Annotated in this window: 19 protein-coding genes; 14 read left to right on the forward strand and 5 right to left on the reverse strand. The window is 63.4% G+C overall.

Annotated elements, in window-relative coordinates; genetic code table 11:
• Nucleotides 1-260: 260 nt before the first annotated feature.
• The 11 genes from L0U80_RS19100 (at nt 261) to L0U80_RS19150 (ending at nt 13,626) form a co-directional block, all read left to right on the forward strand.
• Nucleotides 261-1,199 (forward strand): dihydrodipicolinate synthase family protein, encoded by a 939-nt coding sequence (locus tag L0U80_RS19100; protein ID WP_233868450.1) that lies wholly within the window; start codon nt 261-263, stop codon nt 1,197-1,199.
• Between the two features lie 36 nt (nt 1,200-1,235).
• Nucleotides 1,236-2,816 (forward strand): aldehyde dehydrogenase (NADP(+)), encoded by a 1,581-nt coding sequence (locus tag L0U80_RS19105; protein WP_233868453.1) that lies wholly within the window; start codon nt 1,236-1,238, stop codon nt 2,814-2,816.
• Nucleotides 2,817-3,042: 226 nt separating this feature from the next.
• Nucleotides 3,043-4,215 (forward strand): extracellular solute-binding protein, encoded by a 1,173-nt coding sequence (locus L0U80_RS19110; protein ID WP_233868455.1) that lies wholly within the window; start codon nt 3,043-3,045, stop codon nt 4,213-4,215.
• Nucleotides 4,216-4,283: 68 nt separating this feature from the next.
• Nucleotides 4,284-5,363: an ABC transporter ATP-binding protein gene (locus L0U80_RS19115; RefSeq protein ID WP_233868456.1), complete on the forward strand. Its 1,080-nt coding sequence runs from the start codon at nt 4,284-4,286 to the stop codon at nt 5,361-5,363.
• Complete coding sequence (locus L0U80_RS19120; protein WP_233868458.1) at nt 5,360-6,241, forward strand: ABC transporter permease; 882 nt, start codon at nt 5,360-5,362, stop codon at nt 6,239-6,241. The genes L0U80_RS19115 and L0U80_RS19120 overlap by 4 nt, the downstream gene beginning before the upstream one ends.
• Complete coding sequence (locus L0U80_RS19125; RefSeq protein WP_373322228.1) at nt 6,241-7,155, forward strand: ABC transporter permease; 915 nt, start codon at nt 6,241-6,243, stop codon at nt 7,153-7,155. Before L0U80_RS19120 ends, L0U80_RS19125 begins: the two co-directional genes overlap by 1 nt.
• Nucleotides 7,156-7,207: 52 nt before the next feature.
• The gene (araD, locus tag L0U80_RS19130) at nt 7,208-8,956 is read left to right on the forward strand and encodes an L-arabinonate dehydratase (protein WP_233868459.1); all 1,749 of its coding nucleotides are present in this window, start codon (nt 7,208-7,210) and stop codon (nt 8,954-8,956) included.
• A gap of 125 nt (nt 8,957-9,081) precedes the next feature.
• The gene (locus L0U80_RS19135; protein WP_233868460.1) at nt 9,082-10,275 is read left to right on the forward strand and encodes a porin; all 1,194 of its coding nucleotides are present in this window, start codon (nt 9,082-9,084) and stop codon (nt 10,273-10,275) included.
• A gap of 380 nt (nt 10,276-10,655) precedes the next feature.
• On the forward strand, nt 10,656-11,645 hold the full coding sequence (locus tag L0U80_RS19140) for a TRAP transporter substrate-binding protein (protein ID WP_233868461.1): 990 nt from the start codon (nt 10,656-10,658) through the stop codon (nt 11,643-11,645).
• A 142-nt stretch (nt 11,646-11,787) separates the two neighbouring features.
• Complete coding sequence (locus L0U80_RS19145) at nt 11,788-12,267, forward strand: TRAP transporter small permease (protein WP_233868462.1); 480 nt, start codon at nt 11,788-11,790, stop codon at nt 12,265-12,267.
• A 6-nt stretch (nt 12,268-12,273) separates the two neighbouring features.
• Nucleotides 12,274-13,626: a TRAP transporter large permease gene (locus L0U80_RS19150; protein ID WP_233868463.1), complete on the forward strand. Its 1,353-nt coding sequence runs from the start codon at nt 12,274-12,276 to the stop codon at nt 13,624-13,626.
• Between the two features lie 43 nt (nt 13,627-13,669).
• On the opposite strand, the gene L0U80_RS19155 is transcribed toward L0U80_RS19150, so the two are convergent.
• The 5 genes from L0U80_RS19155 to L0U80_RS19175 all read right to left on the reverse strand — a co-directional run bounded on the left by L0U80_RS19155 (nt 13,670) and on the right by L0U80_RS19175 (nt 17,690).
• Nucleotides 13,670-14,809, reverse strand: a complete 1,140-nt coding sequence (locus L0U80_RS19155; RefSeq protein WP_233868464.1) for a WD40/YVTN/BNR-like repeat-containing protein — start codon at nt 14,807-14,809, stop codon at nt 13,670-13,672.
• 67 nt (nt 14,810-14,876) lie between these two features.
• Complete coding sequence (locus L0U80_RS19160; RefSeq protein ID WP_233868465.1) at nt 14,877-15,146, reverse strand: MoaD/ThiS family protein; 270 nt, start codon at nt 15,144-15,146, stop codon at nt 14,877-14,879.
• A gap of 169 nt (nt 15,147-15,315) precedes the next feature.
• Entirely contained in the window at nt 15,316-15,528 is a 213-nt protein-coding gene (locus tag L0U80_RS19165; protein WP_233868466.1) for an MBL fold metallo-hydrolase, read from the reverse strand.
• 18 nt (nt 15,529-15,546) lie between these two features.
• The gene (locus tag L0U80_RS19170; protein ID WP_233868467.1) at nt 15,547-16,374 is read right to left on the reverse strand and encodes an NAD-dependent epimerase/dehydratase family protein; all 828 of its coding nucleotides are present in this window, start codon (nt 16,372-16,374) and stop codon (nt 15,547-15,549) included.
• Nucleotides 16,375-16,436: 62 nt separating this feature from the next.
• The gene (locus L0U80_RS19175) at nt 16,437-17,690 is read right to left on the reverse strand and encodes an MFS transporter (protein ID WP_233871443.1); all 1,254 of its coding nucleotides are present in this window, start codon (nt 17,688-17,690) and stop codon (nt 16,437-16,439) included.
• A 377-nt stretch (nt 17,691-18,067) separates the two neighbouring features.
• On the opposite strand from L0U80_RS19175, the gene L0U80_RS19180 reads away from it, so the two are divergent.
• From L0U80_RS19180 to L0U80_RS19190, 3 genes are read left to right on the forward strand one after another with little or no spacing between them, the layout of a single operon-like run.
• A complete protein-coding gene (locus tag L0U80_RS19180; RefSeq protein WP_233868468.1) occupies nt 18,068-18,802 on the forward strand; it encodes a ribonuclease activity regulator RraA in 735 nt (244 codons plus the stop codon).
• Nucleotides 18,803-18,827: 25 nt separating this feature from the next.
• On the forward strand, nt 18,828-19,760 hold the full coding sequence (locus L0U80_RS19185; RefSeq protein WP_233871447.1) for an SMP-30/gluconolactonase/LRE family protein: 933 nt from the start codon (nt 18,828-18,830) through the stop codon (nt 19,758-19,760).
• A gap of 23 nt (nt 19,761-19,783) precedes the next feature.
• Nucleotides 19,784-20,692 carry an aldose epimerase family protein gene (locus L0U80_RS19190; RefSeq protein WP_233868469.1) on the forward strand — a complete coding sequence of 303 codons (909 nt, stop codon included), beginning with the start codon at nt 19,784-19,786 and terminating at the stop codon, nt 20,690-20,692.
• Nucleotides 20,693-20,723: the final 31 nt, after the last annotated feature.

Raw genomic sequence — 20,723 nt, forward strand, 5'->3', positions numbered from 1 at the left:
GCGCTAGTGGGCGAGCACGTGTTTTGCTCAACTCAACACGCGGCGTAGGCGATACGACGGGAAGGAGGCGGGCCGCCGCCTGCTTTATCCGACTTATTTGTCTAATCAATCCACGCCCGCGCAGGTCGGGTGACTGCCGCACGCCGGTCCGACGAGCATCCACCTGACAAACCATAACAAATACCAAAGTTGTTTGACAACAATTTGGGTGAATGCTACTGTGCGGTTTATTGACAACCCTCTTTCCCGCACGAGACCTCATGAACGTGTCCCCGATTGCCGTGAGCGAATTTGCGTCGACGGTGATGGCTGTGCCGCCGCTGGCACGCCGCCCCGATCTTTCGCTCGACGTCGAAGAAAACCGCCGGCTGATCCGCCACATGGAAGCGGGTGGCCTCCGCACGCTGCTCTACGGCGGCAATGCCAACCTCTACCACGTGGCCGTCAGCGAATACCGCGAGCTGCTCGATATGCTCGCCGACCTGACCGGTCCCGATACCCGCGTGATTCCCGCAATCGGGCCGGACTTCGGCAAGATGCAGGACCAGGCGCGCATTCTTGCTCAGACGTCATACAAGACCGCGATGGTGCTGCCGCTCGGTGGATTCACCACGCCGGCAGGCGTGGAGGCCGGTCTGACGCGCGTCTCCGAGGCAGCGGGCATTCCGCTCACGCTCTATATCAAGAGCGAAGCCTATGTGGACGTCGATACGCTCGCGCGTCTCGTCGATCGCGGCACGCTCATCGCCGTGAAGTACGCGATCGTGCGTCAAGACCCGGCGAACGACCCCTATCTGCGTCGCCTCCTGCAGAGCGTGCCCGCATCGAAGGTCATCTCGGGCATGGGTGAGCGCCCGGCGCTTGTCCACGTACGCGATTTCGGTCTCGCCGCCTGGACGACGGGTTCGGGCTGTATCGCGGCGAACGCCGTGATGGCGCTTCTCTACGCCGCCAAAGCTGGCCGTGCAGAAGAGGCGCAGCGCCTTTACGACGCGTTCATGCCGCTCGAAACGCTGCGCGACAACATCTCGTTGATTCGCGTGCTGCACGACGCGGTGACGCTGTCCGGCATCGCCGACATGGGTCCGATTCTGCCGCTCCTTTCGGGCACGCCCGACGCCGACATGCCCGCCGTCGAACAGGCCGCGAAGGCGCTGCTCGCGTTCGAGAACTCGCTCGTGCAGACAGCGCGCGCGTGAGCGCCGCTGACTTGTAAAGGTAATCACGGAGCGAACATGCAGATATCCGGAACGATGTTGTTGGGCGCCGATGCCATGCGTGGCACTCAAGGTGAAATGCGCGCCTTCGCACCCGCGCTTGGCAAGGAAATCGAGCCGGCATTCGGTCTTGGCGGTCCCGTCGATGTCGAGCGCGCGTGCGCGCTGGCCGCGCGGGCTTTCGATCCCTTCCGCGCGGCACCTCTCGAAACGCGGGCGCGTCTACTCGAAGCGATCGCAGATCGCATCCTCGATATCGGCGATGAACTGATCGAGCGCGCGCACCTGGAATCGGCGCTGCCGAAGGCGCGTCTCGAAGGCGAGCGCGGCCGCACGGTCGGTCAGTTGCGCCTCTTCGCGTCGCTCGTGCGCGATGGCCGCTGGTGCGGCGCCGTGCTCGATTCGGCGCTGCCCGAGCGCATGCCGCTGCCGCGCTCCGATCTGCGTGCACAACGTATCGGCCTCGGTCCTGTGGCCGTGTTCGGTGCAAGCAACTTCCCGCTGGCGTTTTCGGTCGCGGGTGGCGATACGGCTTCGGCGCTCGCCGCAGGCTGCCCGGTCGTCGTAAAGGCGCATCCGGCGCATCCGGGTACCTCCGAGCTGGTCGGCCGAGCGATCCAGCGCGCTGTCGCAGATGTGGGCTTGCCCGCAGGCGTGTTCTCGCTGCTGTTCGGTGGCGGCAATGCGGTGGGCGAGGCGCTTGTCGCGCATCCGGCGATCAAGGCGGTGGGCTTCACGGGTTCGCGCGGCGGCGGCCTCGCCCTCGCGCGCATCGCAGCGCAGCGTCCCGAGCCGATTCCCATCTATGCTGAGATGAGCAGCGTCAACCCGATGTTCGTGATGCCGGCGGCACTGGCTGCGCGCGGCGAAGCGCTGGCGAAGGGCTTCGTCGAATCGCTGACGCTGGGCGTCGGTCAGTTCTGCACGAATCCGGGTCTCGTGCTCGGCTTCGATGGTCCTGATCTGGACCGCTTCGTTAGCGTTGCCGCGGCGGCGCTCGAACAGAAGACGTCGCAGACCATGCTGACCGCGGGCATCGCCGCGAACTATCGCGATGCCGTGGGCGCGCGTACGCAGCTTGCAGGCGTCCAGCGCGTGGCGCAGGGCACTGAGTCCGAGGCCCATTGCGCGGCGCGGCCAGCGCTGTTCAAGACGGCGGCTGCGGACTTTATCGCGCAGCATGCGCTGGGCGATGAAATTTTCGGGCCGACGTCACTCGTCGTGGCATGCCGCGACGAAGCGGAGCTGCTGCGCGTAGCCGAGCATCTGGAAGGCCAGTTGACGGCCACGCTGCAGATCGACAGCGGCGACTACGCGCTCGCGCGACGTCTTCTTCCGGTGCTGGAACGCAAGGCGGGCCGCATTCTCGCGAACGGTTTCCCGACGGGTGTTGAAGTGTCTTACGCGATGGTCCACGGCGGGCCGTTCCCGGCGACGTCGGACGCGCGCACGACCTCGGTGGGTGCGATGGCGATCGAGCGCTTCCTGCGCCCGGTTTGCTATCAGGATCTGCCTGCCGACCTGCTGCCGCCCGCGCTGCAGGATGACAATCCGCTCGCGCTGTGGCGTCTGCGCGACGGGGAGCTGGTGCGCAACTGATAAGACAACACGGAGTGTGGACGGGCAGGCGGGCGTGAATAGCCGGCCCGGTCATCGACGAAGTGTGTTCATGCCGTACATGTCATGCCTAATGTTGCTTGACAACTTATTGTAGGGTTCGGCATCCTGCATTTGCGGCCGGGAAGCCGTAAGTGGGTGAGCAGGTAACCGGTCAGTGGGTCATAAAGAACCCATTCCATAAACGGATCAGATGCGAGGAGATGCGATGTTCAAAGGACGCTTGCCGGCCAGACTCCTGGCCCTGTGTGTGGCGGCTGCGGCTACAGCGGCGCTCGGCGTGAGCGCGGCGCATGCCGATCCGGTTTCTCTGAATATCGTGGACGTCGCGGGCAATCTGCAACTGACGCAGAAGGGCTTCGAGGCGTTCAAGGCGAAGTACCCGAACCTCGTCTCCAACATCACCTACACCAACGCGCCCGCACCGCAACTGCCCGGCAAGATCAAGGCGATGCAGGCCGCGGGCCGTGCTGACATCGATCTCGTGCTGACCGGCACCGACGCGCTCTCAGCCGGCATCGAGCAGAACCTGTGGGTCAAGTTGCTGCCTGACAACTCTGCCGCGCTGCCGGGCGTGCTCGATCACTACGCGCCGGGTCCGCGCAAGATGCAGGAGCTGGCGCAAGGCTATGGGCTCGAAGTGGCCTATATGCCCGCGGGTCCGCTGATCGAGTACAACCCGGCCAAGGTACCGAATCCGCCGCATACGCCGGAGCAACTGCTCGCGTGGTGCAAGGCGAATCCAGGCAAGCTGATCTACGCGCGTCCCGCCAATTCGGGCCCGGGCCGCACGTTCCTGATGGGGCTGCCGTACCTGCTCGGCGACAAGAATCCGCAAGACCCGATCAACGGCTGGGACAAGACCTGGGCCTTCCTCAAGGAACTGAACGCGTGCGTGCCTTACTACCCGGGCGGCACCTCGGCGGTGATGAAGGAGCTTGGCGAAGGCTCGCGTGACATGACTGTCACGGTGACGGGTTGGGACATCAATCCACGTGCGCTAGGCATCGTGCCCGCCGATTTCAAGGTGCAGTCGTTCGACAGCATGACCTGGGTAAACGACGCCCAGTTCATGGTGGTCCCGAAGGGTGTTTCCAAAGAGAAACTCGCCGTGCTGCTCAAGCTGATGAACTTCATGCTCGAACCGCAGCAACAGGCCATGACCTACGACGACGGCTATTTCTATCCGGGGCCGGCCGTGGCGGGCGTGACGTTGACCATGGCGCCCCAGGCGAGTCAGGACGTGATCGCAAAGTATGGCCGTCCCGAGTACGCAAAGTGGCTGGCGGCCTATCCGCACGTCGTGCCGCTTTCCGCGCAGGCGATGGTCGCCGCTTTCCAGAAATGGGACCGCGAAGTTGGGGCGACCAAGTCACAGTAACGCGGACAGTGTGGACGGCGGCACGCCTCTCACGCGCGCCGTCCGCTAACGCAGATCAGGAACGTCTCATGAAGCCTTCTTTCGATCGGCTGCGTCTTGATTCGGTGTGCCGTAACTTCACCAACACCGAGGGCGCGCAGCTTGCTGCGCTGCGCGGCCTCGACCTCGAAATTCGCCGCGGCGAATTCATTGCGCTGCTCGGGCCGTCGGGCTGCGGCAAGTCGACTGCACTCAACTGCATCGCCGGGCTGCTGTCGCTTACGAGCGGCAGCATCTGGCTCGACGACATGCGCATCGATGTCTTGCCGCCCGAAAAGCGCGGCTTCGGCATGGTGTTCCAGAACTACGCGCTCTTTCCGCATATGAGCGTGCTGGAAAACGTGGGCTTCGGGCTCAAGATGCGCGGCGTGCCGCGCGAAGAGGCGAAGCGCCGTGCGCGCGAGGCGCTGCAACTGGTGCAGCTCGTCGGCCATGAAAGCAAGCTGCCTGGCCAACTGTCGGGCGGGCAGCAGCAGCGCGTGGCGATCGCGCGTGCCATCGTGATTGAGCCTCCGCTCGTGCTCATGGACGAGCCGCTCTCGAATCTCGACACGAAACTGCGCATCGAAATGCGCGCCGAAATTCGCCGTATTCACACACAACTCGAGCGCGCGACGATTTACGTGACGCACGATCAGGACGAAGCGCTTTCGATGGCGGACCGCATCGTCGTGATGCGAGAGGGCGTTGTGCAGCAAGTTGCGATACCCAAGGAAATCTACGGTCGCCCCGCGAATCTGCATGTCGCACGTTTTATGGGCTATCGCAACGTGCTTCCGTTCACGCTGACCGGCGAGCGCGGCAACCACCTGGCACTGTCGGCTGGCGGCGTCACGTTGAGCGGTGTGGCGATGGGCGACGCGACCGGCACGGACGTTTCCGTTGCGATGCGTCCGGAGGACTTCGAGCGTGCGGCGCCGGGTGACCCGAACGCCTTCGACGTCGAAGTGGAACTGGTCGAATACGGCGGCCGGGATTCGCTGCTGCTCGCCAATGCGCCGTTCGGCAAGCTGTGGGTGCGGGTTCCCGGTGAATTCACAGCCGGCGAGCATGCGACCGTGCGCGTGGCGCCGTCGCGCGTGCTGGCCTACGCGGAGCGCGCGTCGTGAGCACGCTCGCGTCTTTGCTGCGAAAAGAGCCGCGCGACGCGCGCGGCTGGCTCGTCGCACCCGCGCTCGGCTTCATCGTCGCGATGTTTCTGTATCCGTTCGCGTATGGTCTCGCGCTCTCGTTCAGGCCGATGAACGGCGGTGGACTACTCGCGAACTACGTGCAGTTCTTCTCCGATCTCTCGATGTGGCCCACGGTGTTCGTCACATTGAAGCTGGCGGTGCCCGCGACGATCATCAACGTCGGGCTTTCGCTGCCGGTGGCTTTCGCGCTGCGCCGCAATTCGCCGTACCAGAAGCTCGTGACGATGCTGCTCGTGATTCCGGTGACGCTCGGCACCGTGCTGATCGCCGACGGCATGCTCAGCTATTTCGGCCCGAACGGCTGGTTCCCGCAAGCACTGCACGCGCTGCATCTGTACACGACGGAAGAAGTGCGGCTCACGCATAACTACTGGGGCGTGCTGATCTCGCTGATCATCTCGGGCTTTCCGTTCGCATTCCTTTTGACGCTATCGTACGTTACCGGCATCGACCCGACGCTCGCCCGTGCGGCCGCGACGCTCGGCGCTGGACCGTGGCAGCAGTTCCGGCAGATCTATCTGCCACTGCTCGTGCCCGGCATCACCATGGCAGCGTGCCTTTCATTTGTGCAGGCGTATTCGGTGTTTCCGTCCGCTGTGCTGCTCGGCGCGCCTGCTGGACCGACGCGCGTGATTTCGATCGCCGCGTCCGAAGCCGCATTCGAGAACTACGACTATTCGCTGGCATCGACCATCGCGATCGTGATGGGTTTCGTGCAACTGGTGGTCGTGGCCGCGATGCTCGGCGTGAAGCGCTGGTTCTATGCGGGACCGGTGAGCGGAGGGAAAGGCTGATGTCCGCTCATCAACGCAATACGGCGGGTCTGCACGGCGGCGCGTCGATGGACACGGAACGTCCCACGGTTTCGCCTTCAAGGGCGACCATGCGGCTGCCCGAGCGGCTGTGGAAAGGCATCGTTTGGGCTGGCGTCGTGTTCTTCCTTTTGAACGTGCTGTTGCTGATTGCGACGGTCGGCATGAACTCCATCGCGACGCGCTGGTTCGGCACCCCGCTGCCGCAGGGCTTCACGCTGCACTGGTACGCGCAGGCGTGGCGCGATTTTCAGCTTTCGAGCGTACTGTGGGTGACATTCGAAGTGGTGGGCGCCGTCGTGCTGCTCGCGGTTGTGCTGGGCGTGCCTGCCGCCTATGCGCTCGCTCGCGCGCAATTCCCGGGCAAGCGCATCGCGATGCTCGTGTTTCTGCTGCCGCTGATGGTGCCGCCCGTGACCTACGGCATCCCGATGGCGACGGCAATGTACCGGTTCGGCCTCGCGGGCACGCTGCCCGGTGTGATTCTCGCGAACCTCGTACCTGCACTACCGTTCGTGATCCTGGTGATGACGCCGTTCATCGAGCAGATCGACCCGAACCTCGAATCCGCCGCGCGCATTTTCGGCGCGAACACGCTGCGTTATTTTCGCTACGTGCTGCTGCCGCTGCTGGTGCCCGGCATGCTCTCGGCGGCGCTGCTCGTGCTCGTGCGCACGATCGGCATGTTCGAACTCACTTTCTTTACCGCCGGACCCGACACGCAGACCCTCGTCGTAGCGCTGTATTACGCCGTGTTCTCGACGGGTGTGCGCGCGCCGCAATCGATCGACGCCATGGCGATGATCTATATGGCGATCACGCTCGCATGGGTACTGGTGGCGCTGCAGTTCGTCAGCCCGACACAGCTTGTGTCGCGCGTGAAGGAGCAGCGCTGACCGGCGACGGCAGCCTTAACAGCATTAACGGATACACCTGGAGCAAAGCAACATGAGCAACAAGCGAAAGACCCCTGAAGAACTGCGCAGCCATCGCTGGTACGGCGTGAACGATCTGCGTTCGTTCGGCCACCGCTCGCGCACCGCGCAGATGGGCTATGACCGCGAGGAATACGCGGGCAAGCCGGTCATCGCGATCCTCAACACGTGGAGCGAAATCAATCCGTGTCACACGCACTTCAAGCAGCGCGTGGAAGAGGTCAAGCGCGGCATCTGGCAGGCAGGCGGCTTTCCGGTCGAGTTGCCGGTGCAGACGCTCTCCGAGCCGTTCCAGAAGCCCACGACGATGCTTTATCGCAACTTCCTCGCGATGGAAGCCGAAGAGACGTTGCGCTCGTATCCGGCGGACGGCGTCGTGCTGATGGGCGGTTGCGACAAGACCACGCCTGCGCTGCTGATGGGCGCGATCTCGGTGGATCTGCCCGCGATCTTTCTGCCGGCCGGCCCGATGCTCAACGGCAACTGGAACGGCGTGACGCTCGGCTCGGGCTCGGACACCTGGAAGTACTGGGCCGACCTGCGCGCGGGCAAGATCACCGAACAGGACTGGAAGGGCGTGGAAGGCGGCATTGCCCGTTCGCCGGGCCACTGCATGACGATGGGCACGGCGTCGACGATGACGAGCGCAGCAGAAGCACTCGGCTTCACGCTGCCGGGCTTCGCCTCGATTCCCGCGCCCGATTCGCGCCACGCGCAGTATTCGGCGAAGACAGGCATGCGTATCGTCGATATGGTGTGGGAAGACCTCAAGCCCTCGGACATCATCACGCGCAAGGCAGTCGATAACGCCGTCACGACCTGCCTCGCGCTTTCGGGCTCGACCAACGCGATCGTTCACATGATCGCGCTCGCGCGCCGCGCCGGTGTGGAACTGACGCTCGGCGACTACGACGACATCGCGCGCCGCACGCCGGTACTCGCGAACATCCGTCCGACCGGTAAGTTCCTCATGGAAGACTTCTTCTACGCGGGCGGTCTGATGGCGATGCTCAAGGAACTGGGCGACCTGATCGACGGCACGCAACGCACGGTGAACGGCAAGACGCTCGGCGAGAACATCGCCGAGGCGCAGATCTACAACGACGAGGTGATCCGTCGCCGCAGCGATCCGGTGATGCCGGACACGGGTCTCGCCGTGCTGCGTGGCAATCTCGCGCCGGATGGTGCGGTGATCAAACCGGGTGCTGCCGAGCCGCATCTGCACGTGCATACGGGTCGCGCTGTTGTGTTCAAGGACTACAACGACATGTCCGCGCGTATCGACAGCGAGGATCTCGACGTCGATGAAAACTGCGTGATCGTGCTGCAGCACGCGGGCCCGATCGGCGCGCCGGGCATGCCCGAGTGGGGCCAGTTGCCGATCCCGCAGAAGATCCTGAAGAAGGGCGTGCGCGACATGCTCCGTATCTCGGACGCGCGCATGAGCGGAACGAGCTACGGGGCATGCGTGCTGCACGTGGCGCCGGAATCGTTCATCGGCGGGCCGCTTGCGCTCGTGAAGGACGGCGACATGATCGAACTGAACGTGCCCGAACGCCGCCTGAACGTGCTGATCTCCGACGAAGAACTCGCGCGCCGCAAGGCCGCGTGGATCGCACCCGACCCGCGCTTCACGCGCGGCTACGGCGCGATGCACCAGATGCACGTCATGCAGGCGGACAAGGGTTGCGATTTCGATTTCCTGCAGCGTGACGGGGCCGGCGGCGGTTGCGGTGGAGGGGGCGAGCCCGAGATTCACTAAGGAGAACGGTTCGGCACCCGAGCATGAGGCGCGCGAGGCGCGTCTCATGCTGCAAAGAGCAGTAGTTTTCAACGAGCAGTAACCAAAGCGTTTTATAACCACAAAGACTAAAGGTAGGAGTACAGATGAAAAAAGCAGTCATTGCGTCGGCGCTCGGTCTTGCCGCGATGGGCGCACAAGCCCAGAGCAGCGTGACGCTGTACGGCATCATCGATACGAGCGTTGCATATCTGAATAACGTGAAGACCACGAGTAACGGTGTCACGAGCAGCGGCGCGTTCGTCGGCATGGGTCAGGGTGTCTGGGGTGGCAATCGCTGGGGCCTGAAGGGGCGTGAGGACCTCGGCGGCGGTACCGCTGCGATTTTCCAGTTGGAAAATGGTTTTAACAGCGCTAACGGTGCGACGGGCAAGACGGGCCTGATGTTCGATCGCGGCGCGTGGGTTGGCCTGACCAACGCGAACTACGGCACGCTGCAGGCTGGCCGCCAGTACACCCCGTACTACCTGCTGCTGTCGCCGTGGAGCCCGACCACCTGGCTCACCGGGTACTTTGGCGCGCACCCGGGCGATATCGACAATCTCGATACCGACTACCGTGTGAACAACGCACTGACGTACACGTCGCCGGTCTTCGCGGGTCTGACTGTTTCCGGAATGTACGCGTTTGGCGGCCAGCCTGGCAGCTTTAGCCAGGGCCAGTCGTGGAGCATTGCTGCCCAGTACAAGATGGGTGGTGCAGGCCTTGGTGTCGGTTACGAGCGTTTCAACAACGCGACGGTGGGCGGCGGCGCATGGAGCGCGAACTCGACGGCTTACTCGGGCACGGGCGAGCAGGGTAACAGCAGCCTGACCGCTGGCTACCAGACCGCAGCAGCGCAGAACCGCCTCGCGGTGACGGGCGGTTATACGTTCAACCAGTTCGACGTGTCGGCTGCGTACTCGAACGTCCAGTACGTTCCGGGCGTGAACTCGTCGTTCGTAACGAAGGCGATCTTCAACACGGCCGGCCTGGCACTGCACTACCACGCAAGCACCGTGTGGGATCTTGCTGCAGGCTACGCTTACACCCGTGCTACGACGGCTAACGGCGTGACGTCGGCAGCGAGCTACAACCAGTTCAACCTGACGCAGTTGTACAACCTGTCGAAGCGCAGCCGTATCTATGTGCTCGAAGCCTATCAGCGCGCCAATGGCCAGACGTTGAACTCCAGCGGCAAGGTGGTCAACGCTACGGCAAACCTGGGCGACCAGGGCGTCGGTTCGAGCGGCGGCCGCAGCCAGGTTGGCTTCACGGTTGGTATCAACCACCAGTTCTAATCGTTCAAATCAGGTCTCCGGAAACGGTGTTGCGGCGGCATCGCGAGAGGTGCCGCCGCTTTTTTCTTCGGTGAGGCCGGAGCAGGGCGACTGCGACAAATTGGCAAAAGTTGTCAATCAAATGCGGGGCAAATCAGATGGGTTGAGCCCCAATCGAGTGCATTTTTGTCAAAAATCTCATCTGGATGGGCCTGCGGCGTTGGAAATATCGCGCTGCGTGGAGTCGTCATGAGGGTATTCACTAGAATCCACCCGCCATCGAGGTCTATACAATCCGATGTTGTCATACAACAATGACGCAGCCGGGCGGGGGTAAGTACCAGCACCACTGGGTGGTTCCGGCCGCACATGATGGATCTACTTCAAGGAAGACTGAGACGATGAAAAAGTTTCCGCTGTGCCGCGTTTCGATGATCGCTGCCGCCATGGCGCTTGCACTCTGTGCGGGTAGCGCCGAGGCGCGCATGTTCCGCGCGGCGAACGTGCACGCCGACACGTTCCCGACGGTCGTGACGCTCAAGGCGATGGGCGACGAACTCGGCAAGGCGACGGGCGGACAGGATTCGATCAAGGTGTTTGGCAACAGCTCGCTCGGCTCGGAAGCCGACACGATCAGCCAGGTGCGCGTCGGTGCACTGGACATGGTCTGGGCGAACGGCTCCCTGTTCAATGAAATCGTGCCCGAGTCGGTGATTCCGTCGTTCCCGTTCCTGTTCCGCGATATCGACCATTTCCGCAAGGTCATGTACGGCCCCGTTGGCCAGCAGATCCTCGATGCCTTCTCGGCGAAGGGCATGGTCGCCCTGGCGTTCTACGAGAGCGGCTCGCGTTCGATCTACGCGAAGAAGCCGATCCACTCGCCGGCTGACATGAAGGGCCTCAAGGTGCGTGTGCAGCCGTCCGACCTGATGGTCGACGAAATCAAGGCGATGGGCGGCACGCCGACACCGATGCCGTTCGCCGAGGTCTACACGGGCCTCAAGACGGGTCTTGTCGATGCGGCGGAGAACAACGCCTCGTCGTACGCAGAGACCAAGCACTACGAAGTCGCGCCGGTGTATTCGGAAACGCAGCACGCGATGACGCCTGAAGTGCTGGTGTTCTCGAAGAAGATCTGGGACACGCTGAGCCCGCAGGAGCAGGCCGCAATCAAGAAGGCAGCGGCCGATTCGGTGCCGTACTACGTGAAGCTCTGGACCGCGCACGAAAGCGACGCGATGAAGGCCGTCGTGAAGGGCGGTGCGACCGACATTCCGGCTGCGCAGATCGACCGTGCAGCCTTCGTCAAGGCGATGCAGCCGGTGTGGGCGAAGTACGAATCGACGCCGCAGATGAAGAAGATCGTCGACCAGATCGAGGCGGTCAAGTAAAGGAACGGGCGGGAACGCCGCGCCGGAACGTCATTCCCGCAGCCATGCGGGCGGGCGTTCCGGCTTGTTGTGTTTCGCGCGGAGATACGCCAGCGACGCTGGCGCGGAAATCCGGCTCTTCGCGATGGAAGAGGATGTCCAGATGAGTTTCATGAAACGACCGAACGACTGGGTCGCCCGCGGACTGACGATTGTGTCGGCAATCTGCCTCGTCGTGCTTTGCGTGCTGGTGCTGTACGGCGTGGTCATGCGTTATGTGTTCGACAACGCGCCCGACTTCGTCGAGCCGATTGCGCTCCTGCTCGTGATCGCGATTGCGTTCTTCGGCGCTGCGCTGAAGGTGCGCGATGGCGGCCACATCGGCCTCGATTCGCTGGTTACGAGGCTGCCGTCCAAAGGGCGCCGCGCGGCTATGGCGTTCCAGCACGTTTGCCTGATTGCGTTCGCCATCGCAGCGATCGCGGGCTGCAATGAAATGGCGTCCACCACCGGCGACGATCCGATTCCGATCATCGGCCTGCCGGAAGCCGCGCGTTACTACATTCCGATGATCGCCAGTGCGTGCATCGTGCTCTTTTCCCTCGAACATCTGCTGAATATGTTCGCACGCAAGCGGACCTGATCGACCATGGAACTCGCCATCCTTTCCGTTAGTTTTATTGTTCTTCTCGTGCTCGGGGTGCCGGTTTCGTTCGCCCTCGGGCTTGCGTGCGTGCTGACCTATCTTCACGAGGGTTTGCCGATCGCGACCGCGATGCAGTCGATGATCTCGGGCATCAACGCGTTCTCGTTTCTCGCGGTGCCGTTTTTCATCCTCTCGGGCGAACTGATGCTGCATGGTGGCATCGCCGATCGAATTCTGAAATTTGCGCAGGCCACTGTCGGCCATTTCCGCGGCGGCCTCGGCATGGCCAACGTGGTGGCCTGCACGATGTTCGGCGGCGTGTCCGGGTCGCCCACGGCCGATACCTCGGCGATGGGCGGCGTCGTGATCCCGCTGATGAAGCGCGAGGGGTACAGCGCTGCGTATGCGGTCAACGTGACGACACACTCGTCGCTGGCTGGCGCGCTGATGCCGACCTCGACCAACATGATCATCTACGCGCTGGCCGCGCAGGGCATCACCGGCATGGTGGCCGGCAACTCGGTGAGCGGCGTGTCGATCGGCGATCTGCTGTTCTCGGGCCTGATTCCGGTGCTGTGGGTGATGGGCTTTGTGCTCTTGACCGCCTATTGGCAAGCCGTGCGCTTTGGCTTCCCGCGTCGCCCCGATGGATCCACCGTGCTCGCGAAATTTCCGGGCTGGGCCGAGGTCGGGCGCACCTTCATCGGCGCGTTGCCTGGTCTGTTCGTCATCCTGATCATTCTCGGCTGCGTGGCGAAGGGTATCGCGACGGCGACCGAGGCGGCCGCGATTGCGGTGGGATATTCGCTCGTGCTGACCTTGTTTGTCTATCGCAGCATGACGCGCGCAAAGCTCTTTACGGCACTATCGCGTGCTGCGCGGACGACGGGCGTTGTGTTGCTGCTGATCGGCGTGTCGAACATGCTTCGCTTCCAGATGGCGTACCTCTCGATTCCCGACGCCATCGAGGGCATTCTCGAACACGCGACCACGGTGCCATGGCTGATGCTGCTGTATATCAACATCATCCAGGTGTTTCTCGGCACGTTCGTCGATATGGCCGCGCATATTCTGATCACGACGCCGCTGTTTCTGCCGCTCGCGATGCACTATGACGTCGGCCCGGTGCAGTTCGGCATCATGATTCTGCTGAACTGCTCGCTCGGACTCGTGCACCCGCCGATTGGCTCAGTGCAGTTCATCGGCTGCGCGATCGGCGATGTGTCGATCGGCGAGACCACCAAAATCGCCTGGCCTTACTACCTCGCGATCTTTAGTGCGATCAATATCGTCACGTATTTCCCGGCGTTTTCGACGTGGCTGCCGAGTGTGATCAGCGGCCATCCGGTGTTCTAGATTCTAGAGGCGAGGGCGCGGCGCCGTGAGGGTGCCGCGCTTCTCAGCCAAACCGGACGCAATAAACCGGCGGTAAATGCGCCGAAATCAAATCCCAGCTTTCGCCGCCATCGGCGGACGTCCATAGCCCGCCGGTCGTCGATCCCATCGCGAGGCGCGTGCCTGATTCATCGACATCGAGTCCGTGCCGGTACACCAGGTCATACGCGGGTACTGGCGGCAACCCGTTCGAGAAACGCTCGAACGTGCGCCCACCGTCGCGTGTGCGTGTGACGACAAACTTTCCATCCACCGGGACACGGTACTGGTCTTTCACCGCGGGCACGAACCACGCGGTGTCCGGCTCGCGCGGATGCACGGCAACGGCGAAGCCGAAGCTCGATGGCTGCGCCTCGATCCTCTGCCAGTGCGTTGCGCCGTCCGTCGAGCGGAAGATTCCGCAATGGTGCTGAGTCCAGAGCACATCGGGGTTGGCCGGGCATTGCACGACGTGGTGCGGGTCCTGCACGTTGGGGTCCCCGCGACGCTCCGGCGGCATGTAGTCAGCCTCCATCCCATCGGAACCCTGGCGCCAGGTCGCGCCGCCGTCGGCGGTTTGCCAGACGCCGCCGGATGACACGCCGATCGTGATGTGGCGGCTGTCGCGCGGATCGACGAGCACGGAATGGATGCCCGGCGCGTCGTAGCCTCCACCGGCCCATTCGAGGCGTTCCGGGCGATCCCACAGCGCGCGGTTGAGTTCCCATGTGTCGCCGCCGTCGCCTGAGCGGAAGAGGCCGCCTGGAATTGTGCCGGCCCACAGGACACCGGGCTCGTCCGGGCCACCGGGTTCAAGTGACCAGATTTGCTGAAGCGTCCACGGAACGGGCGGGCGGGATGCGGCCGCATCGTCCGCACTTGGGTTTGCGCCGTCGTTCACGCGAGTTTCCTCCGGCGGCTGTGGCGGATAGACGGGGACCGCACACTCTTCCCAGTCAGCCGAGCCCGCGCGTCGGCGATGCAGTTTTACGCCGAAGTGGCCGAGATTTAGCGCGGCGTACAGCGACCCGTCGCGCGGATCGGCGAGCACCATGCTCACTGGCTCGCCGATGAACTGCGGTTCACCGAGCGTCCAGCGGCCCTGATCGTCGGCGTGGAGTTCGAATAATCCCTTTCGGGTTGCGACAAGCAATCGATCGGTCATGTCGGGTGTCTCCTGTGCAACGCGCCCATCTGGTGTGATGCAACGCTCAACAAGGGCTGACGCGCAATTAGCCGCCCGACAACGCCTGCACGACGTAAACGCGGCTTTCCTCGCCGAGCGTGTCGGACAGACGCTGGCGATCGCGTACCGGCCGTCCGTCGACAAATACGGCGAGATGCTTTCGCAGCGAACCCTGATCGTCGAGGATATAGCCACGCAGCCGGGGTTGTCCGGCGAAGACCGCCTCAAGCGCTTCGCCCAGCGTGCTCGCGACGATTTCACGTTCAGGCGTCGGGACATGCCGTTGAATCGAAGCAGCGAAGAGGATGTGTGCCATGGCGCACTGGCCGGGCGAAATCGCCGTATGAGGTGGTTCTGTAGTTTAGGCTGATATTCAGCTTGTTTCTTGTCTTTGACCTTTGTTGCGTCGCGATCAAGGGTTCGATCGCACTGGGCGGACGAGAAAAGAGGGACGCGAAGTCAACGATGACACAGGTTTCCGATAATCAACCCGGTGTGTAGAAAGTGCGTAACGGAAACGGCTGCCCGTCCAAAATGGCGTGGTAGCCGGACTCCGATACGCCTTTAACAATGGCGCCCGCCTCATCCGGCACGACGCGAGCCTGTTGTGCTCCGATGACAGGCAGTACGGTGTCATCGAATATCATGCGCCGCAGTTCTACGTTCGGCGCCGCGAAATAGCGGGCGCTTTTCAGCATGCGCCCCGCGGGTGGCTATCACCCGCGGCGCTTGCCGCGCGCTTCTTCTGGCGTGAAGTCAAAGCTCGCGAAGCTGCCGCCCTGGAAGCGTTGCGCGACGGCGTCGAGCGGATTCTGCTGCTTGAGGATCTCGTCGGCGTAGTCCTCGGCGTTCTGTTGCGGGCGATAGCCGAGTCGTTGGGCATCGTCATTCGCACCGGTCTGAATCCAGTAGCTGCGCGTGTTGTTCGACACGCCCCACACGACCGCAAAACCGATCTCCGGCACGTTAATGACACGGTCGACCAGGTGCATCAGATCCTCATGGCCGAACCACGTGCTCAGATGGCGGAACTCAGTGGGCCGCTGCACGCAGCTTCCGATACGCACACACACCGTCTCGATCCCGTGCTTGTCCCAATAGAGCCGTGCGAGCGATTCGCCCCACGCCTTGCTGAGGCCATAGAAGCCGTCAGGGCGGAATGCGCAGTCGAGCGTCAGCTTGTCCTCAACCGGATACATGCCGATAGCGTGATTCGAACTCGCGAACAGGATGCGCTTTACGCCGTTGCGGCGTGCGCCCTCATAGACCTCGACGAGTCCGCGCAGGTTGTTCTCGATGATCTCGGGCAGCGGGCGTTCGACGCTCGTGCCAGCCATGTGAATTAGCACATCGACGCCTTCGAGCAGGCGATCGACCACCTCGGGCTGGCGCAGGTCGCCGTGCATGACGTCCTCGCCCTCGACGATCGGCGTGAGCGGTTTCGAGCCGGCCGCGGAGCGCAGATTCACCCCGCGCTCGAGGAGCGCCCGGCGCAGCACGGTGCCTAGCTGGCCGGCTGCGCCGGACAATGCGACTTTCTTCACTGTGGTGTTTCCTTTCGTAAAAACGCCAGAAACCGGCGCCCCGAAGGGCCCCGGCCGAAAATTCATGCCTGCACGCTTAACGTGCTCACGATGGTGACGTCGGCGTTGTCGGCCTTCTCCTCTTCGCGGATGAGACGCCAGGCGACGATCGCACCAACCACGTCGAACAGCATCAGGCAGACGAACAGCGGGCTATAGCCGATGGTGCCTGCCACCGCGCCGACGATCAGCGAAAAGACCGTCGCGCCGAGGTAGCCGAACATGCCTGAGAGGCCGGTCGCGGTGGCCACCTCGTGTTGCCCGAACACGTCGGAGGCCAGCGTGAAAAGCGAGCCGGAGATGGTCTGATGGGCGAACGTGCCGACGCAGAACAGCGCGATCGCGGCATAGGGGCTCGCGACGAAGCCCACGCAAGCCGGACCGATCATCAGGCATGCGCCGGTCGTGATGACGAGCTTGCGCGACGTGACGAGCGAGCAGCCGAACCAGCGGATGAAGAGGGGGGCCAGATAGCCACCGACGATGCAGCCGAGGTCCGCGGCGAGGAACGGCATCCACGCGAACAGCACGATCTCCTTCAGGTCCATGTGGCGCACGGTGACCATATAAAGCGGAATCCACGCGCCGAAAGTCTGCCACGCCGGCTCCGCGAGCATGCGCGGGATGCCGATGCCCCAGAAGCGGCGCTGCTTGAGTACTTCCTTCCACGACGGTTTGCCCGCAGACGACTGCTGGGCTGCGGTCTGGCCCGCACGGATATACTCGGCTTCGTCGGCCGAGAGCCGCGGATGGTCGGTGGGCGAACGGAAAAACACGAGCCACAGGCCGACCCAGATCAGCGCTACGCCGCCGGTCAGCACGAACGCGAACTGCCAGTTGTATTTCAGAATGCACCAGACGACGAGCGGCGGAGCGATCATTGCACCGATCGACGTACCGGTATTAAGCCAGCCGGTCGCCACCGAACGTTCCTTCGCCGGGAACCACTGGCTGATCGATTTCATGCCCGCCGGGAAGATCGCGGCTTCGCTTGCGCCGAGCATCCCGCGGAAGAACGCGAGCGACGGCCAGCTGGTGGCGAGGCCGTGCAGCATGTTGGAGATGGCCCAGCCGAATGCGAAGATCGCGAAACCGATCTTGACGCCGACTGAATCGAGCACGAAGCCAGCGACCGGCTGCGCGAGCGCATAGGAGGCCTGGAACGCCGTGACGATGTACGCGTACTGCTGGGTGCTCATGTGCATCGTCTGCATGAGCGTGGGGGCGGCTACCGAGAGTGAACTGCGCGCAAGGTAGTTGAAGATGGTGCCGATCATGATGAGGCTGATGATCCACCACCGGAGTCCCTTGATTGGCCTGCGTTGCACTGCGTGTCTCCGACTGCTGGCGTGCTGCCAGGTAAGGCGTGATTCTATTTCCATAAAGTTGTAAAGCAAATCTGCTTCGAGTCAGTATCTTCCCTGGTGTGGTGCGGGGTCCATAGGTATCGCGTCCCCACTGAATACAGCCCGCGTTCAAGGGACGGAGCGGGAAGCCGCGCCGGAAGTGAGGCCGACTGGTATGAGGGCGGGAAACGCCCGGGGACAGGTTGACAATCCCATTGTTGTATTACAACAATGCTGATACACCCCATCGCACCTGAGGGACGTCGTGGCCCGCACGAGCCGCCCCTGATGACACTGGACGACGCACGATGAATTCACCCACCATCCCCGTGAGCGAGACTGCACTCGAGCAACTGCGCCACGTTTCCAATGCGACACTCACCACGCAGCTGTTCAAGCGGGGCCTGCGTAATGTTTTCCTGCAGGGTGTGAAACCGCTCGTTGCGCCGGCACCAGGAACGCCGAACCTCGTCGGCCCAGCCTTTACGATGCGAAACATCCCGGCGCGCGAGGACCTCGATCAGCTGAGCGCGTTCCAGAACCCCGAGCATCCGCAGCGCAAGGGCGTCGAGACCGTGCCGCCTGGCGCCGTGCTCGTGCAGGATTGCCGGGGTGAGCACACGGCGGCGTCGGTCGGCTCGATTCTCGCCACACGCCTGAAGGTGCGCGGCGTCGCAGGCATGGTTTCGGATGGGCCGGTGCGCGACAGCGCGACCATTGCCGCGCTCGGCCTGCCCATCTTCTGCGCGGGCGCATCAGCGCCGCTCAACCTGACGAAGCACCACACCATCGATCTGAACGTGCCGATCGCCTGCGGTGGCGTTGCCGTTTATCCGGGTGACATCATGGTCGGCGATGCGGACGGTGTCGTCGTCGTGCCGCGCCATCTGGCCGAAGAAGTCGCTCAGGCTGCGTGGGAGCAGGAAGAACTCGAGCGTTTCATCACGTCGCGCATCGAGGCGGGGGCGCCGCTGCCGGGCACCTATCCGCCGAACGAGGCGACGCTCGCGGCCTTCGCCGAGTGGCGCAAGACGCAGTCATGAACGCAGCGGGAACACCACGATGACGATGGAAGCAGGACACACGCCGGCTCGGCGACTGGAGGCGCGTGACGCGCGATGCTCGTCGGTGGGCGAATGCCCGGTCTGGCGAGTCGAGGAGAATGTGCTCTACTGGGAAGACATTCCGGCACAAACGCTCGTGCGTTACGAACTCGCAACGCAGCGGCGCACGGAGTGGCGCTTGCCGGAGCGTATCGGCTGTTTCACCTTCGCGCGTAACGGCAAGGTGCTGGCCGCGCTTGAGAGCGGTTTATTCGCGGTGACGCTGCATGAACCGGCGCCTGGCGACGCGCTCGTCAGGCAAGGTACGATCGATATGCGCCCGCTTGCGGCGGTTGAACACGAAGCCGGCAACATGCGTTTTAACGACGGCCGCTGCGACCGCCAGGGCCGTTTCTGGGCCGGCACGATGGTGCAGGACGCGACCGCGCCGAATCCGGCTGGCAAGCTCTATCGCTATACGGCGCACGATGGGTTGTCCGCGCCAGTGGTGGAGGGGCTGTGCACGCAGAACGGGCTGGCCTGGTCGCCGGACGGGCGCACGATGTATCTCTCGGATTCGCATGCTTCGTGCCGCGTGATCTGGGCCTTCGACTACGATACCGACGATGGCGTGCCTACCAACCGGCGCGTATTCGCCGACCTGCACGATTACACAGGCCGGCCCGATGGCGCAGCTGTCGACGCCGACGGTTGCTACTGGATCTGCGCGAACGATGCGGGCCTGTTGTTGCGTTTTACGCCCGACGGCCGACTCGATCGCAAAGTCGCGGTGCCGGTCTCGAAGCCGTCGATGTGCGCGTTCGGTGGGCCCGGCCTCGACTTGCTGTTCGTGACGACGATCTGTCCTCCGCAAGTGGGCAAAGAGGACGGCTTCGTTTTCGTATTGGAAACCGGCGTGCGCGGATTACCCGAGCCCGTGTTCGATGGCACGCTTTGATTTTTCTATTTCATCGATTAGCCATGCCGAAGTTTCAGAACCAGGACGTCATCGAACTTGTCAGCGGCGCGTCGCGCCTGCTGTTTGCGCCGCAAGCGGGCGGGCGGTTGCTGTCGTGGCATCTCGACGGGGCGTCCGTGATTCACTGGCCCGAGGTGGCCGACTGGAACCGGCCAGCCGGGGTTCGCGGCGGCAATCCGCTGCTGTTTCCGTTCCTCGGAAGGCATCGCGTGAACGGCGAAATCGGCTGGTGGAAAGACGCCGAGGGTGTTGTGCGCGCCGTGCCGGCGCACGGCTTCGCGCGCGATCTGCCGTTCGCGGCGCAAGTCTCGCCGCAAGGCGACGCCGTGTGCATGACGCTCGCCGATACCGACGCAACGCGTGCCGGCTATCCGTTCGGTTTCCGCTTCGAGGCGACGTACCGGCTCGTGGACGAGTCCACGCTCGACGTAGATCTGACGACGACGAACACGGGCACGTCCCGCGTGCCGTACTACGCGGGGCATCATTTTTATTTCGCGCTACCGCATGCGAAACGTAGCGAGTCGACGCTTACGTTGCCGCGTAACGTCGCCCGTCACCAGCGTCCGGACGGCACGATCACAGATCCCATCGAAGGGCAGCCGCGCTACACCTTCGACGACCCACAGATTCTCGACCGCTTTCATTGCCTCGACGGCACTCCGGACGCGCCGGTGCGCATCGACATTCCGGCCTTGCAGCGCACCATCGAGATCGACTTGCAGCGTCCTGGATCGGTGCCCTGGTATGCAGTGACCTCATGGACCGAAACGCCGGAGTCCGATTTTTATTGCGTCGAGCCGTGGCTCGGTTTGCCTGATGCGATCCACAACGGCCTCGGGCTGCGCTGGGTCGAACCTGGGGAGACAGAAATCGCATCGTTGCGTATCAGCGTGAGCGCGTTCCGCTAAACGCTGGTCTGCGCAAGGAAGTCGACGCCAG

The organism is Paraburkholderia adhaesiva (assembly GCF_021390575.1).
GTDB classification, from domain to species: Bacteria; Pseudomonadota; Gammaproteobacteria; order Burkholderiales; family Burkholderiaceae; genus Paraburkholderia; species Paraburkholderia adhaesiva.